Raw genomic sequence first — 15,449 nt, forward strand, 5'->3', positions numbered from 1 at the left:
CGAGTTCTCGATGCCTTCCCCGCTCGCGCATCCCTTCCTCATGTGGCTGTGGGGTCTGCCGAAGCTCGACTTCACCGGCCTCGCCTTCAGTGCGCTGTTCTTCTGCTGGTCGCTGACACCCTCGCTCCTGCCCCGAGATTGGTTGTTCCAGGGCCTCATCGGCGGAATCAACTCCGCGATCGGTTACGGGTTCGGTGTCGCCGTCGGATGGCTGGTACTGCGAGTGTTTCTGCGGCCACGTTCGTGGTGGCCGCTGCCACCACGAGCCGAGCTGGGCATGAAGATCTTCGTCCCGATCGCTGCAGTCCTCGCTTCGCTGGTGATGCTCGCCTACTCCGCAGGCTGGCAACGCGAACTGGCTGCACTGATGGACGCCGAGGGAACCACGACGACCGGTTACTTACGGACCGGGGCTCTCAGTATCGCCACGGCCGCATTGCTGATCTCGGCCATTCGGGTTCTCCGTGACTTCGTTCGACTCGTGGTCCGGCAGATCAACAAAGTGATCAAGATGCCGCGTGAGGTCGCCAACGTCATCGGTGTGGTGTTGGTCGTCGTCCTCGTCGTCACGCTCGTTCAAGGCGTCTTGCTTCGGGCGGTGTCGGACGTGACGAACTCGATCTTCAGTCTCCAGAACGACGAAACTCGCGACGGCGCAATCCAGCCCACGGAGCCGGAGCGATCCGGCAGTCCACAGTCCGCCGCGTCGTGGGAATCACTCGGATTCGAAGGCCGAAATTTTGTCTCCAGCGGCATGAACGCAGGCGAGCTGACCCAGGCGCTCGGACGGAACGCCGTGGAGCCGATCCGCGCATACGCCGGACTGGAATCCGCTGACAACCAGGACGAGCGGCTCGACCTCGTCGTCGACGAACTCGAAAGAACCGGCGCCTTCCAACGTAGCGCCCTGGTCGTGGTACCCACGACGGGGACGGGCTGGGTCAATCCGACAGCCATCGAAGCAGCCGAATTGATGTTCGACGGCAACGTGGCCACGGTGGCCGCGCAGTACTCCTATCTGCCGAGCTGGATTTCGTTTCTCGCCGAACGAGAAATCGCATCGGAGGCAGGCAAGGCACTCATCGACAAGGTTCACGAGCGCTGGCTGCAAGAACCGGAGGCCACGCGCCCCAAGTTCTACGTCTACGGCGAAAGCCTCGGCACCAATGCCGGCGAGGGTGCGTTCGACGGTTTGGCCGACATCCGTGACACGACCGACGGCGTGCTGTGGGTGGGACCGCCGAACTCCAATCGACTCTGGAGTCAGTTCGTGGATCGCCGTGACCCGGGCAGCCCCGAAGTACTCCCGGTCTACGCGGACGGTCTCGTGCTGCGCTTCGCCGACAACTCGGGAGCGATACCACCGGTCGGTCAACCCTGGTACGGCCCGCGGGTGCTCTACGTGCAGCACGCGTCGGATCCCGTCGTCTGGTGGTCGCCGGACCTGCTGTTCGAGCGGCCGGACTGGCTGTCCGAGGCGCCAGGGCCCGATCGACTGCCTGATATGCGCTGGTTCCCGATCGTCACGTTCTGGCAGGTGGCAGCGGATCTGACCAACGCCGCAGGCGTCCCGGACGGTCACGGACACAATTACGGAACGCTGGTCCTCGACGGGTGGGTCTCGATCGCCGCACCCGATGGGTGGACAGCCGCCGACACCGAACGTGTGCGTGCCGTCATGAACGCCTACAAGGGCCGGGACGGCCCAGAAAAGTGATGCGCGGGATTGCGCTCGGCGCCGTGACCACGGGCTGGAGTACGTCGGTGTTGCCACGGTTGGCGTTGCCGGACCGCCGCAATGTTGTCGCGAATCTGGCGTTCGGTATCGGCGTGACCGTTCTCGCCCGCATGTTCGGCATCCGCCCCGCCGGGCTTCGGCGTTCGTCCTGGCGTTCCGGGCTCGCCTGGGGAGCCGCGGCCGGCGCTGTCCCGGTGGTGGGCGCAGTCGTCATCGCAGCCCAACCGTCGTGGCTGGAGCGCGTGCGTCCATCCGACAGCGACCTCGCCGAGTGGATCCTGTTTCGCATTCCGTTCGGAACCGTCGCGTGCGAGGAACTTGTTTTCCGAAGCGTGTTCGACGCAGTATCACCCGCACTGTCGCCGATGTTCTTCGGGCTGTGGCATATTCACCCGGCACGGACAGCAGGCGATTCGGTGGTGGGCACCGTGATCTTCACCGCGGCCGCGGGGGTCATGTTCTCGTGGCTACGGCGACGCAGCGGCAGCGTCCTCGCCCCTGCGCTGATGCATCTGTCGGTCAATGTCAGTGGGGCGGTCCTGGCTGGAACTAGGCTGAGACGATGGCGCCGAGCAAACTCGTAACCCCCGAACAGGTACGCGAAGCGGTGCTGGCCGTCGCCGACTGGACCAGAGGCGAGGACGTCGAGAAGCCCTCACGTGCCGCGCTCGCCGATGCAGTTCGCACCACCGTACGCACGCTCGCGCAGGTCGCACCGGGTTCGAGTGTGGAGGTTCGGGTTCCGCCCTTCGTGGCGGTGCAGTGCATCACCGGCCCGCGGCACACCCGCGGCACGCCGCCGAACGTCGTCGAGACGGATCCGTACACCTGGTTGCAGATAGCGACAGGGGTCCGCACCTTCGACGATGCGCTGAAAGACGGATCCATCACAGCCTCCGGCAGTCGGGCGGGTGACGTCGCACACTGGTTGCCGATCATGCGGCTGCCGATCCTGCGGGAATGAGCCCCCGAGGGAATGCTGAGCACGTACGATGCGTTGCCTCTTGCCGTGGGACCGTAGACTGGTCCCAGCCCCCCGCCCTCGTCCCCCTTAGGGAGCAGTGCCAGTGACCAACGCCGAGTTGTCGGTCGACAGTCCGAATCTTTTGGTAGGCAAACCGCTGGACGTACCCGAAAGTGAGCCGCGAGAAGAGTGCGGCGTCTTCGGTGTGTGGGCTCCAGGCGAGGATGTGGCAAAACTTACTTATTACGGTCTGTATGCGTTGCAACACAGAGGCCAGGAGGCCGCGGGTATCGCCGTCTCCGACGGCGCACAGGTGCTGGTCTTCAAAGACCTCGGACTCGTCAGTCAGGTATTCGACGAGCAGACCCTCGGCGCCATGCCGGGGCATGTCGCCATCGGACACTGCCGCTACTCCACAAGCGGTTCGGTCATCTGGGAGAACGCACAGCCCATTTTCCGCACGACTACTGCCGGGACGGGCATCGCGCTCGGCCACAACGGAAACCTGGTCAACTTCGCCGAACTTGCCACCAGAGCTCGCGACGCAGGTCTCATCAGCGACCGGCTCCAGGGCAACGGGACGTCGGACTCCGACGTCGTGACAGCCCTCCTGGCCCACAAGGCTGCCGATCGCACCATCGAGCAGGCTGCGATGGAACTGTTGCCGACGCTCGAGGGCGCCTTCTGCCTCACCTTCATGGACGAGCACACGCTGTATGCAGCGCGTGATCCGCATGGCGTACGACCGCTGTCGTTGGGGCGGCTCGACCGGGGTTGGGTCGTAGCCAGTGAAACGGCTGCACTCGATATCGTCGGTGCCGCGTTCGTACGCGACATCGAGCCCGGTGAACTGCTCGCCATCGACGCCGACGGTGTTCGATCCTCACGTTTCGCCTCCCCGGAACCCAAGGGCTGCGTGTTCGAATACGTGTACCTGGCCCGTCCCGACAGCGTCATCGGCGGTCGCTCCGTGCACTCCACTCGGGTCGAGATCGGTCGACGGCTCGCGAAGGAACACCCCGCCGAAGGCGATCTGGTCATTCCGGTTCCCGAGAGCGGGACGCCGGCAGCGGTTGGGTTCGCACAGGGCTCCGGCATTCCGTACGGCCAGGGACTGATGAAGAACGCCTACGTCGGGCGAACGTTCATCCAGCCGTCGCAGACCATTCGTCAGCTCGGTATTCGGCTCAAGCTCAATCCGCTCAAGGAAGTCATTCGCGGCAAGCGTCTGATCGTGGTCGACGACTCGATCGTGCGCGGCAACACGCAACGCGCCCTCATCCGAATGCTGCGCGAGGCCGGCGCACTCGAGATCCATGTGCGGATCGCGTCGCCGCCCGTTCGCTGGCCATGCTTCTACGGCATCGACTTCGCCTCACCGGCAGAGCTGATCGCCAACGGCGTCGATTCCGGGGACGGAATCCTCGAAGGTGTGCGTCAGGCCATCGGTGCCGACTCCCTCGGATACATCTCGATAGAGGGGATGGTTGCGGCATCGGAGCAGCCCGAATCAAGGCTCTGTACTGCATGTTTCACGGGCGAGTACCCGATCGCCCTTCCGCCGGACAATGCTCTCGGCAAGCATGTGCTCGAAGGCATGCTTGCAACGGCCGCCGGCCAACAGACCGAGACGGACAACGCCAACGCGAGCGCGCTGAGCAGACCCTAGTCTCGTGTGATCTTCAGTCTCGTGTGATCGTCGTTACGTCCTATTCGGCGATGTCGACGTCACAACCAGTCGACTAGGTCTGTCGTGTTCCCGGACGATTGTCCGCTCCGGTACCGTGAGAGCGCACTATGCGCACGATGCGCGAAGACAAACAGTACGAGCACACAGGCTGGAGCCGCATGACCGAGGAAACCCGACCACCGAGCGCAACCTCCTCTGGCGGTGCTTCCTACGCCTCGGCAGGCGTCGACATCGCCGCAGGGGACCGAGCGGTCGAACTGTTCGCCCCCCTCGCCAAGAAGGCGAGTCGACCCGAGGTTATGGGCGGTCTCGGTGGATTCGCCGGACTGTTCGCGCTCAAGAGCGACTACCGGGAGCCGATTCTCGCCGCCTCGACAGACGGGGTAGGCACCAAGGTCGCCGTCGCGCAGGCGATGGGCAAGCACGACACCCTCGGATTGGATCTCGTGGCCATGGTCGTCGACGACCTGGTCGTCTGCGGAGCTGAGCCGCTGTTCCTGCAGGATTACATCGCCGTCGGCCGCGTAGTACCGGAAATGGTCGCTGAGCTCGTCAAGGGCATTGCAGACGGCTGTGTCATTGCGGGCTGTGCGCTTCTCGGAGGCGAGACGGCCGAGCATCCAGGTCTGATGGCCGACGGAGACTACGACCTGTCGGCAACCGGGGTAGGCGTGGTCGAAGCCGATTCGGTTCTGGGCCCCGACCGAGTGCGCCCCGGCGACGTCGTGATCGGAATGGGATCCTCGGGTCTGCACTCCAACGGGTACTCCCTTGCACGCAAGGTTCTGCTCGAGATCAATCACATGGATCTCGGCGGCCACGTCGAAGAGTTCGGTCGCACTCTCGGTGAGGAGCTGCTCGAGCCCACCAAGATCTATGCCAAGGACTGCCTGGCGCTGGCCGCCGAGACCGAGGTGCGGACGTTCTGTCACGTCACCGGCGGCGGGTTGGCGAACAACCTGGGACGCGTCATGCCCGCAGGGCTCGTCGCCGAACTGGACCGTGGAACGTGGAGTCCGGCACCGGTGTTCTCACTGATCGCTCAGCGTGGGCGCGTCGAACGTAGCGAGATGGAGCAGACGTTCAACATGGGGGTCGGCATGGTGGCCATCGTGGCGCCCGAGGACGTGGACCGTGCACTCGCTGTCCTGACCGCACGACACATCGAATGCTGGACTCTGGGAACGGTCAAGAAGTCGACGGACAGTACCGTCGCAACCGAGCGCGCCGTACTGCTGGGCAATCACCCACGCTTCTGAGCGCCGAACGGTCTATGACAACTGCAGGGAATCTGTACAACTGAGGGGGAGCCGCGGTGCGGCTCCCCCTCAGTTGTACACATCGCAGGTCAGCGTCGCCAATCCTCGTATTCATCCTCTTCGACGCGGGTGTAGCTTTCCGCGTCCGAGGAGGATATGCCGCCCGAGGTAATGCCGCCACGGTGGGATTTGGACGAACCGCCGGAGAGTTCTCTTTGTAAACTCTCCAAGTCCGTTGTTGGAGAGCTGTACTTGAGCTCACGAGCGACCTTTGTCTGCTTTGCCTTAGCCCTGCCTCGGCCCATGGCGTTGCCCCCTCGCGGACTTGCGGGGCGGCCTGGGGAAATTTGGGCGCCCCGTTGGTTTTGGTATTTCTTCCTGGACCACACTCTAGCGCGAGAACGGCTCAGATGCTCATACGCCTCCGGGTAGCGTTATTCCTATATATATGTATGACCGGTCCAGAGGTGTCGGTCAGGGCCGCTGGCCTGCGGCAATGCCCGTAGCCTCGGTAAAGAGTCACGATGACGCATCGCGGCGCAAAAGTGACCTGTCCGATGGTTATCTCCCGCGGAGCCGATCGATTGCTGCGCGGCCCGCCTGAACGTCGTCGTAGTTCGGAATCGAATCCGGGTCGATCGACGCAGCACACGGACCGACGACCAACTCGGTGTCGGCAGGAATGGTTCGCTTGATCAGAGCCAGCGCGATGGGACCGAGTTCGAAGTGATCGACGACGGTACCGAGCCTGCCGACGGTCCGCCCTCCGGCCGTCACCGGATCCCCGGTTTCGGGCCTGCCGTCGGCAGAACCGTCGAGATGAAGAAGAACCAAATGGCGGGGTGGTCGACCCAGGTTGTGCACGCGCGCGACGGTCTCCTGCCCGCGGTAGCAACCCTTGCTCAAGTGCACGGCGCCGAGTTCGGCAACTCCGCCGATCCAACGGACCTCGTGGGGGATGGTCTTCTCGTCGGTGTCGATACCGACACGGGGGCGAATCGACTCGACCCGCAGCGCCTCGTATGTCCAGGTACCGGCGGGGGTTGCGCCCTGCTCTCGTACTTTCTTGAACCACGCGGTCAGTGACGTGCGCGGGACGAGTAGGTCGTATGCGTTCTGGCCGGGCCACGGCATCCGTCGGATGAATCCGCCTCCTTCGAGGGGGAGTGCGGCATAGACGTCCTCGGGGGTCGGTACGCCGGCAGCCTCGAGCACTCGATGCGCGTCCGAGCCGAGCACGCTCAGGACTGCGAGTTCGTGGCCTTCCCGAGGCTCGGCTTTGGACCAGAACACCATCTTCTTCAGGAACGTGAGGAGATCGGGCCCGTTCGCGGCCTCGGTGTCGATCCACGTGATGCCGTCGAGATCGGTCTGCACGAAATGATGTTCGACGCGTCCGTTGATGTCCAGACTCAGGTTCTCTGCCGACATGCCGTCGGGCAGGTTCTGAACCTGTTGGCTGGAAATCGTATCGAGCCAGGTCAGTCGCTCGTTTCCGCTGATCGCTATGACGAAGCGGTTGGAGCGGTCGATGATTGCCGCAGCAGATGTCGCGTCTCGTTGCTCACCGAAGGGATTGCCGTAGTGCCAGGCCACGGCCTGGTCTGCAGAGTCTTCGGGCGAAGGCACAGCGCCGGGGAGGGTGAGAAGTGGGCTCGGGTCGATCGGGGCGGTATCGGACACATCTCCCATAGTAGGAGCGCCGCCCGCAAAGCGACCCCGTTAGGGTGGGCGCCATGTCCGACCGTGTAGTAGTGACCCTCGATGGGCAAGTTCACGACGCAGACCAACCGCTTCTGTGTGCCGACGACCTTGCGGCAGTTCGGGGTGACGGGATTTTCGAGACGCTTCTGATTCGGGACGGAGCGGCGTGTGGGGTGGAGCGGCACCTCACACGCCTGGCTGCCTCGGCGAGAGCGCTCGATCTGCCTGAGCCCGACTTGGATGACTGGAGGCTGGTCATCGGCCTTGCGGTGGACGAGTGGGTGCGCAAGACGAGGAGCGAGGGTGCGCTGCGGGTGGTGTTGAGTCGCGGCCGGGAGAGCGGCGGTGGTCCGACGGGTTATGCGACGGTGGGTCCACTGCACGAACGGGTTGCCAAGGCCCGTGCCGAAGGGGTGTCGGCTATGACACTCGGTCGCGGGTATTCGGTGGATTTCGCAGCGGCGGCGCCGTGGCAGTTGATGAGTGCCAAGACGCTGTCGTATGCGACCAACATGGCCGCGTTGCGGCATGCCGCCCAGCAGGGTGCGGACGAGGTGATCTACACCAGCAACGAGGGGCAGGTCCTCGAGGGGCCGCGGTCCACAGTGGTCATCTCCCGCGGTAAGACACTGATCACACCGCCGGTCGAGCATGGGATCCTGGCCGGAACCACTGTCGACGCTCTGTTCGACGTCGCGACCGCAAAGGGATACACCTGCGAGAAGGCGAACATCTTTCCCGCGGACCTGATTGCTGCAGAAGGTGTTTGGTTGATCTCGAGTATCACGCTCGCGGCGCGCGTCGTCACCCTGAACGGGGTCACGCTGGCCACCCCTGACAACGCCGACGACATCCGCTCGATGGTCGATTTCGCGATCGAACGTGGGGAGGGAGACACTGTCGACGCTTGAGCTACTACTTCGCGTAGTAGTAATCTAGGATTCGCTGCAATAAGCCCGCGTGAGCGGTAACTTCAGTTACCTGCCCCGGGGGGCGGGAGAGTCGGAGTCGTCATGGATACCTTGGATATTTCGAGGTGGCAATTCGGTATCACCACCGTTTACCACTTCATTCTCGTTCCGCTGACGATCGGTCTTGCCCCGATCATCGCGGCGATGCAGACGATGTGGGTGATCACCAAGAAGGACTCCTGGTATCGACTCACCAAGTTCTTCGGAAAACTTTTCCTCATCAACTTCGCGCTCGGTGTCGCAACCGGCATCGTGCAGGAGTTCCAGTTCGGCATGAACTGGAGCGAGTACTCCCGCTTCGTCGGTGACGTCTTCGGTGCACCGCTCGCGCTGGAAGGGCTCGTCGCGTTCTTCCTCGAGTCGACGTTCCTCGGGCTGTGGATATTCGGATGGGGCCGGCTGCCCAAACTTGTTCACCTGGCCACGATCTGGCTCGTCGCGATCGGTGTCAACGCCTCCGCCTTCTTCATCATCGCCGCCAATTCGTTCATGCAGCATCCAGTCGGTGCGATCTACAACGAAGAGACCGGTCGCGCGGAACTGACGAGTATCTGGGAACTGCTTACCAACAACACCGCCCTCGCCGCATTTCCGCACGCCGTCGCCGGTGCATTCCTGACGGCCGGAACGTTCGTCGCCGGGATCTCGGGCTGGTGGATGGTCCGCGAGGCACGCAAGGGTCGCGACACCAACTCGCGGAGCATGTTCCGTCCGGCCGCTCGCATGTCCTTCGTGGTCATGATCCTGTCCGGCATCGCGCTGATCTACACCGGTGATGTCCAGGGCAAGCTCATGTTCGAGCAGCAACCCATGAAGATGGCCTCGGCGGAATCGCTCTGCCACACCGAAACCGATCCGAACTTTTCGATCCTGACTGTCGGCACCCACAACAACTGCGATGGCGTCACCCACGTTCTCGAGGTGCCGTTCGTGCTGCCCTATCTTGCCGAGGGACAGTTCTCCGGAGTGACCCTGCAGGGCGTCGAAGACCTACAACTTCAGTACGAACAGCAGTTCGGACCGGGCAACTACCGGCCCAACCTGTTCGTCACCTACTGGGCATTCCGCGCGATGATCGGCCTGGCCGCGGGCTCGGCACTGCTCGCGATCGCCGGACTCTGGGTTACCCGAGGGGGACGCGTCCCGAACCAGCGCTGGTTCTCCTGGCTGAGCCTCGCCGCGATCCCGACGCCGTTCCTGGCCAACAGCGCCGGCTGGATCTTCACCGAAATGGGACGTCAGCCGTGGGTTGTCGCTCCCAACCCGACCGGTGTCGATCGAATCAGACTCACGGTCGATCAAGGAGTGTCCGATCACCCGGCCTCCCTCGTCGTTGCCTCGCTGGTGACGTTCACGGTGGTCTACGCAGCTCTCGGCGTCGTGTGGTACTACCTCCTCCACAAATATGTAGTCGAAGGCCCGCTCGAACACGATCAGCACCCGCCGGGTGGCGATCAAGACGATCCGACGGATGACGACGCTCCGCAACAACTCTCGTTCGCGTACTGAGGGGAACGGTCATGGGACTTCAAGAATTCTGGTTCGTCGCGATCGCAGTGCTGTTCGTGGGCTACTTCGTCCTCGAAGGTTTCGACTTCGGCGTCGGCATGCTGATCCCGGTTTTCGGACGGGCATCGGATCCGCAGGTCGGAGAACGCAGGCGTCGCGCAGTTCTCAACACCATCGGCCCGGTGTGGGACGGCAACGAGGTGTGGCTCATCACTGCCGGAGGTGCACTGTTCGCAGCCTTTCCGGAGTGGTACGCAACCCTGTTCTCCGGGTTCTACATACCGCTGCTGCTGATCCTCGTCGCGCTCATCCTGCGTATCTGCGCCATCGAGTACCGCGGCAAAATCGACGACCCGGTGTGGCGACGACGCTGTGATCTCGGCATAGGCATCGGCTCGTGGATACCGGCCGTGCTGTGGGGCGTCGCGTTCGCCAACATCGTGCGCGGAGTGGCGATCGACGAGAACAAGAAGGTGACCGCCGGGTTCTTCGACCTGCTTTCCCCGTATGCCCTGCTCGGCGGCGCCACGATGGCGCTGGTGTTCGCGCTGCACGGAGCGGTGTTCATCGCGCTCAAGACTTCCGATGACGTGCACGAGGACGCGGTCAAAATGGCGGTACGACTGTCGGTTCCGGCTGTCGTGGTCGGCGGCGCCTTCGCGCTGTGGACCCAACTCGCCTACGGAACAGGGTGGACGTGGATCATGGTCGCGATCGCCGCTATCGCGCTGATCGCCGTTGTCGCTCTCACCGCCAAGGTGCGCGAGGGCTGGGCATTCGTGTTCACCACGATCGCCGTCATCGCCGTCGTCGTACTGCTGTTCGGATCACTGTTCCCCGACGTGATGCCGTCCACGACGGATCCCGCATTCAGCTTGACCATCGAGAACGCGTCGTCGAGCCCGTACACGCTCAAGGTGATGACCTGGGCAGCTGCCTTCACGGCACCGGTCGTCATCGGCTATCAGGCGTGGACGTACTGGGTGTTCCGCCAGCGCATCTCCACCGCGCACATCCCCGACTCGATCGGATTGCCGCTCGGTCGCAAGTCATGACAGTCACCGCCGCGCCGCGCCGGGGACCGATCGACCCCCGGTTGTGGCGGTACTCGCGATCGGCGCGGCGGTATCTGCTGTTGACAGTGCTTCTTTCGCTCGTCGATACCGCGGCGATCATCGTCTCCGCGGTCATGACAGGCACAGTGCTCGCGGGCGTCATCACCGATCCCGCAGCACGATCGATCTCGAACTGGTCCGGGCAGTTGGCAGTTCTTGCCGGAGCCATCGTGGTCAGAACTACCTCGACATGGCTGCAATCGCGCTACGCGCATCGTGCGGCCTCGCGCGTGGTCGAAGAGCTCGAGAACGATGTCCTCGCCGCCGCGTCGAACAGTGATCCACGTCGACTCGATTCCGAGCGCGAAGGCGTCGCGACGGTCGTGACCAGGGCTTTGGGCGGTCTCGCTCCCTACCTCACCGGCTATGTGCCCGCGCTGATCCTGGCGGGAACGCTGACGCCACTGACGCTCGTGGTCATCCTGACCGAGGATCTGACGTCGGCAGCGATCATCTTTTTCACGCTTCCGCTGATTCCGATCTTCATGATCCTGATCGGCCTGCTGACCAAGGGGAAGGCAGAGGCAACGCTCGAATCGATGACGCGTTTGTCTGCCCAACTGCTCGACCTCCTCGCCGGACTTCCGACGCTCCGGGCACTGGGCCGTGAACACGGGCCTGCAGCGCGGGTACGGGCACTCGGCGAGGCACATCGACGCGCGACCATGCGTGCACTGAAGATCGCGTTTCTGTCCTCGATGGTTCTCGAACTACTTGCCACTCTGTGTGTCGCTCTCGTCGCCGTGAGCATCGGACTCCGACTGGTCTTCGGGGACATGGCTCTCGAGGCCGGCATCATCGCGCTGGTACTTGCACCCGAGGTGTACGTTCCGCTACGCCGGGTCGGGGCGCAATTCCACGCCGCCGAGGACGGCGTCGCTGCGTCGGAGAAGGCGTTCGGCGTGCTGGACGATCGCCCGACGGAGAGGGCAGGAACGCGTTCGATTCAAGCCCGTGGCGCACGGCTGGAGCTGGCTTCGATTTCTGTCGATGCCCGTGGCGGCAGCGCCCCACACCGACTCGACGCCGTATTCGAACCCGGTACCGTAACGGTGCTGGCCGGTGCGAACGGGGCAGGAAAGTCTACGGCGCTGAGCGTGATTCTCGCGCTGACTGCGCCCGACGAAGGCACGGTCACCGTCGGCGGAACAGACTTGGCCGACGTCGATGTGCAGTCCTGGTGGCGTCAGATCGCATGGCTCCCACAGCGACCGGTCCTTCTTCCCGGCACCCTGGAGAGCAACCTCCTGCTCACCGGAACACGGCCCGATCCCCAGGAACTCGACAGTATTTGCGCAGCAACAGGTTTCGATCAGGTTCTGGCAGAGCTACCGCTCGGATGGCAGACCGTCGTCGGTACCGGAGGTGTCGGGCTCTCCCTCGGACAGCGCCAACGCCTCGCGCTGACACGAGTCCTGACCTCCTCGGCCCCGGTGCTTCTGCTGGACGAACCCACGGCTCACCTCGACGCGACCCACGAAGCGACAGTACTGAAAACCATTCGTCGCCTCGCCGACGAGGGCAGAACCGTCGTAGTGGTCGGTCACCGTCGTTCGGTTCTCATCAGTGCCGACACGATCATCGAAGTGCAGGCACGCCATGCTCGTTGACCTTCGGCGCGCTCTCGAACTTCTCGAACTTCGTCCGTCCCGAGTCGCCATGTCCGTGGCGGCAGGGGTCGCGACCTTGGGTAGCGCACTGACCCTTGCGGCGGTATCCGCTTGGCTCATCACCCGCGCCTGGCAGATGCCACCGGTGTTGGATCTGACGGTCGCCGTCGTCGCTGTTCGAGCACTGGGCATTTCGCGCGGCGTATTCCGATACCTGGAACGCCTGGCAACCCACGACACCGCCCTGCGCGGAACGACGTCGGCGAGAACCCGTCTCTACGAACGGCTCGCCGCAGGCAACCCGGCTGCAGCAGCGGGATTGCGTCGCGGCGATCTGATGTCGCGCACCGGCAACGACGTCGACGTGCTCGGTGACGTCGTGGTGCGTGCGATCGTGCCGATCTGCGTATCGATAGTTCTGGCGATTGCGGCTGTCGTCGTGTTGGCGTTCGTCTCGCCGGCCGCGGCATTGATTCTGTTGCTGGCTCTCGTGGTCGCCGGGGTACTCGCTCCCTACTGGGCGGCGAGATCTGCCGTCATCGCCGAGTCCGAGGGCATTTCGGCCCGGGCGGAGTTCAGCGAAACCGCCGTCCGCGCCCTCGATCACGCCGGGGAACTGCGGGTCGCCGGACGATTGGACAAGACCCTTCGGGATGCTGCCGAAGCCAACCGTGCATCGGTGAAGGCCCGCGACCGGGCGGCACTGCCTGCAGCCTTCGCCGACGCGGCATTACCTCTCTCCATCGGTGCGGCGGTGCTGGGCTCCCTGCTCGTCGGTATCTCGTTGTACGGCAGCACAGGCGGAACAGCTGGTGGTATGACGCCGATGGCGTTGGCGATCATCGTGCTCGTGCCGCTTTCCGCCTTCGAGGCGACCTCTGCGCTGCCTGGTGCCGCCATTGCACTCACGAGAGCACGCATTTCGGCGTCACGCATCGTGGAGCTGCTGGACGCTGCGGACGAGCCCGCTCCGCAGACAGTGAATGATCTGGACTCGCTCACCGATCGTGTCACTGCGAGAAACTTGCGGTGCGGCTGGCCGGGGTCTTCCTCGACTACGGTGCCGGTCGATCTCGATGTCGGTCCCGGGGCGAGGGTGGCGATCGTCGGCCCCAGCGGTATCGGCAAGAGCACCCTCTTGATGACGCTCGCGGGACTGCTGCCACCGATCAGCGGAACCGTCGAGGGCTCCGGTGCCCGTTTCTTCGCCGAAGATGCACACTTGTTCGACACCTCGATTCTCGAAAACCTGAGGGTGGCACGCGGCGACGTGCAGCCGGACGAGGCGGTCGAGGCGCTCGACCGAGTCGGCCTCGGCGCCTGGATCTCTTCGCTCCCGGACGGCATCGACACGACCCTCGTCGGCGGTGCACAGGCGGTGTCCGGAGGACAGCGTCGACGCCTTCTGCTGGCTCGTGCACTGTTGTCCGACGCGCGGATTCTGCTGCTGGACGAACCGACCGAACACCTCGACGACGACGGGGGAGCGCAGCTGCTGCGACGGCTCCTCGACCGCTCCGACGGTATCGTCGACGGGAATCGTGCGGTCGTGGTGGTAACGCATCAGCTTCCGCCGGACAACCATGCTGACCTGGTCTTGGACCTCGACCTTCCCGGCGAAATCATTCCTTTGCCGACTTCGGAATCGCGGCGTACGTTGTTGAGTACACGGGAGAGGAGGTGGTCTGACGTTGAAGAACTCTAGGACGCGTGAGGTGGCTGTCAGCTAGCCGCAACCGCTGACGGATTCACTTTTCGAAGACCGCGCGAGCGGCAAGCGAATCCAAGGCAGCTACCCGGCTCCCGAGCCCTCGGTCATATCCGGCCGAGACCTGAAAACAGGTATGGCTCGGGGGCCGTTCGCGTGCGTCGGAAGTACGGCCCGAAGGACCGATGAGTGACTTTTCAGCCGATATAGCGGACGAGGCGAGCAGACAGCCGCGGTGCCAGCTCGCCGTCGGCGTCGACACGTTCCTCGACGTACGCGAGGTCGGCACCATCGACGATGCCGTACAGCCGCTTGGCGCCACCGACGAGGGCGCCCGAAGTGGACCGGATGACGACATCGGTCGCGAGTTCCCACGAAGTCTGATTCAGTGCGTGCCCGTAATAGAGTTCGACGACGCCGGTGCTGTGCGTCAGCAGAAACTCGATGACCTCAGGCGTCTCGCTGCCCTTGACGTCATCGCCGGTGATCCGCCAGAAGCCGGTTTCGCGAAGATCGGGATGCGCGTAGTTGCCGTCGGAGTCGAGGCGCCACGAGCGCGATTCCCAGCTGAGGTAGGCACCGCCGTCGTGTGAGACGACAATTTGCTGCCCGAACGGGTACTCCTGTCCCGACTCGGGATCGCGACCCTCACCTTCGCCGCGCCAGACGCCGACCAACGGAAGCAGCGCAAGCATCGCTGGATTCAGTTCGGGTCCGAGGCGAAGGTTGGCGGTGTCTTCAGGGTGCGGAAGATCCGGCAACGTCGGAATGTTGCGTGCCGACGCCGCCGCAAATTTCTCGGCAGCTTCGGCGATCGCTTCATCGGCGGACCGTGTGGTCTCGCCCGACCCGTCGGCTGCGCGCTCGGTCACGATTCTTCGGTGACCAAGCGGTAGACGACGTAGAGCGAGAACGCGATGATGGCTACTGCAGCCAGTGCCAGCAGAAGCTCGAAGAAGATGACCACGACGCCGAGTTTAGACCCACCCGATTCACTGCGCAGAATCGCGGTGGGGACAACGCCGAAGTCGATAGTGCGATCTCCCAGAATCCGGCCCCTGACATCGGGGTTTCACACTCTGTAGCAAACGGTTCGGGCTCGGCACGGTACCTTCTCCAGTGTGGTGTCGGGCGGTCTGCGCCCGACTTTTTGTCTTGTCGAAAGCTGTCTCGAAGTGTGC

General features: G+C 63.8%; 13 protein-coding genes. 10 read left to right on the forward strand and 3 right to left on the reverse strand.

What is annotated here, in order from left to right; all coding sequences use genetic code 11:
• Window positions 1-10: 10 nt before the first annotated feature.
• The 5 genes from BJD99_RS12040 to purM all read left to right on the forward strand — a co-directional run bounded on the left by BJD99_RS12040 (window position 11) and on the right by purM (window position 5,651).
• Complete coding sequence (locus tag BJD99_RS12040) at window positions 11-1,717, forward strand: alpha/beta-hydrolase family protein (RefSeq protein WP_179142310.1); 1,707 nt, start codon at window positions 11-13, stop codon at window positions 1,715-1,717.
• A 23-nt stretch (window positions 1,718-1,740) separates the two neighbouring features.
• The gene (locus BJD99_RS12045; RefSeq protein ID WP_256895634.1) at window positions 1,741-2,322 is read left to right on the forward strand and encodes a CPBP family intramembrane glutamic endopeptidase; all 582 of its coding nucleotides are present in this window, start codon (window positions 1,741-1,743) and stop codon (window positions 2,320-2,322) included.
• Window positions 2,301-2,702: a sterol carrier family protein gene (locus BJD99_RS12050; RefSeq protein ID WP_084347075.1), complete on the forward strand. Its 402-nt coding sequence runs from the start codon at window positions 2,301-2,303 to the stop codon at window positions 2,700-2,702. The genes BJD99_RS12045 and BJD99_RS12050 overlap by 22 nt, the downstream gene beginning before the upstream one ends.
• A gap of 103 nt (window positions 2,703-2,805) precedes the next feature.
• Complete coding sequence (gene purF, locus BJD99_RS12055) at window positions 2,806-4,371, forward strand: amidophosphoribosyltransferase (protein WP_084347076.1); 1,566 nt, start codon at window positions 2,806-2,808, stop codon at window positions 4,369-4,371.
• Window positions 4,372-4,550: 179 nt separating this feature from the next.
• Window positions 4,551-5,651: a phosphoribosylformylglycinamidine cyclo-ligase gene (gene purM / locus BJD99_RS12060; RefSeq protein ID WP_084347121.1), complete on the forward strand. Its 1,101-nt coding sequence runs from the start codon at window positions 4,551-4,553 to the stop codon at window positions 5,649-5,651.
• 89 nt (window positions 5,652-5,740) lie between these two features.
• Here the strand turns inward: purM and BJD99_RS12065 are convergent, their stop codons facing one another.
• A complete protein-coding gene (locus tag BJD99_RS12065; RefSeq protein ID WP_084347077.1) occupies window positions 5,741-5,956 on the reverse strand; it encodes a DUF3073 domain-containing protein in 216 nt (71 codons plus the stop codon).
• Window positions 5,957-6,212: 256 nt separating this feature from the next.
• A complete protein-coding gene (locus BJD99_RS12070) occupies window positions 6,213-7,343 on the reverse strand; it encodes a folate-binding protein YgfZ (protein ID WP_084347078.1) in 1,131 nt (376 codons plus the stop codon).
• A gap of 44 nt (window positions 7,344-7,387) precedes the next feature.
• Between BJD99_RS12070 and BJD99_RS12075 the strand changes: the two genes are divergently transcribed.
• From BJD99_RS12075 to cydC, 5 genes are all read left to right on the forward strand, one after another.
• On the forward strand, window positions 7,388-8,266 hold the full coding sequence (locus tag BJD99_RS12075; protein WP_084347079.1) for an aminodeoxychorismate lyase: 879 nt from the start codon (window positions 7,388-7,390) through the stop codon (window positions 8,264-8,266).
• 102 nt (window positions 8,267-8,368) lie between these two features.
• Complete coding sequence (locus BJD99_RS12080; RefSeq protein ID WP_084347080.1) at window positions 8,369-9,835, forward strand: cytochrome ubiquinol oxidase subunit I; 1,467 nt, start codon at window positions 8,369-8,371, stop codon at window positions 9,833-9,835.
• Between the two features lie 11 nt (window positions 9,836-9,846).
• Complete coding sequence (gene cydB / locus BJD99_RS12085; protein WP_084347081.1) at window positions 9,847-10,890, forward strand: cytochrome d ubiquinol oxidase subunit II; 1,044 nt, start codon at window positions 9,847-9,849, stop codon at window positions 10,888-10,890.
• The gene (gene cydD, locus BJD99_RS12090; RefSeq protein WP_084347082.1) at window positions 10,887-12,560 is read left to right on the forward strand and encodes a thiol reductant ABC exporter subunit CydD; all 1,674 of its coding nucleotides are present in this window, start codon (window positions 10,887-10,889) and stop codon (window positions 12,558-12,560) included. The genes cydB and cydD overlap by 4 nt, the downstream gene beginning before the upstream one ends.
• A complete protein-coding gene (cydC, locus tag BJD99_RS12095) occupies window positions 12,550-14,265 on the forward strand; it encodes a thiol reductant ABC exporter subunit CydC (RefSeq protein ID WP_084347083.1) in 1,716 nt (571 codons plus the stop codon). The genes cydD and cydC overlap by 11 nt, the downstream gene beginning before the upstream one ends.
• 200 nt (window positions 14,266-14,465) lie before the next feature.
• On the opposite strand, the gene BJD99_RS12100 is transcribed toward cydC, so the two are convergent.
• Complete coding sequence (locus BJD99_RS12100; RefSeq protein WP_084347084.1) at window positions 14,466-15,140, reverse strand: FABP family protein; 675 nt, start codon at window positions 15,138-15,140, stop codon at window positions 14,466-14,468.
• Window positions 15,141-15,449: the final 309 nt, after the last annotated feature.

The organism is Rhodococcus sp. 1163 (genome assembly GCF_002091985.1).
In the GTDB taxonomy this organism is placed as follows: Bacteria; Actinomycetota; Actinomycetes; order Mycobacteriales; family Mycobacteriaceae; genus Rhodococcoides.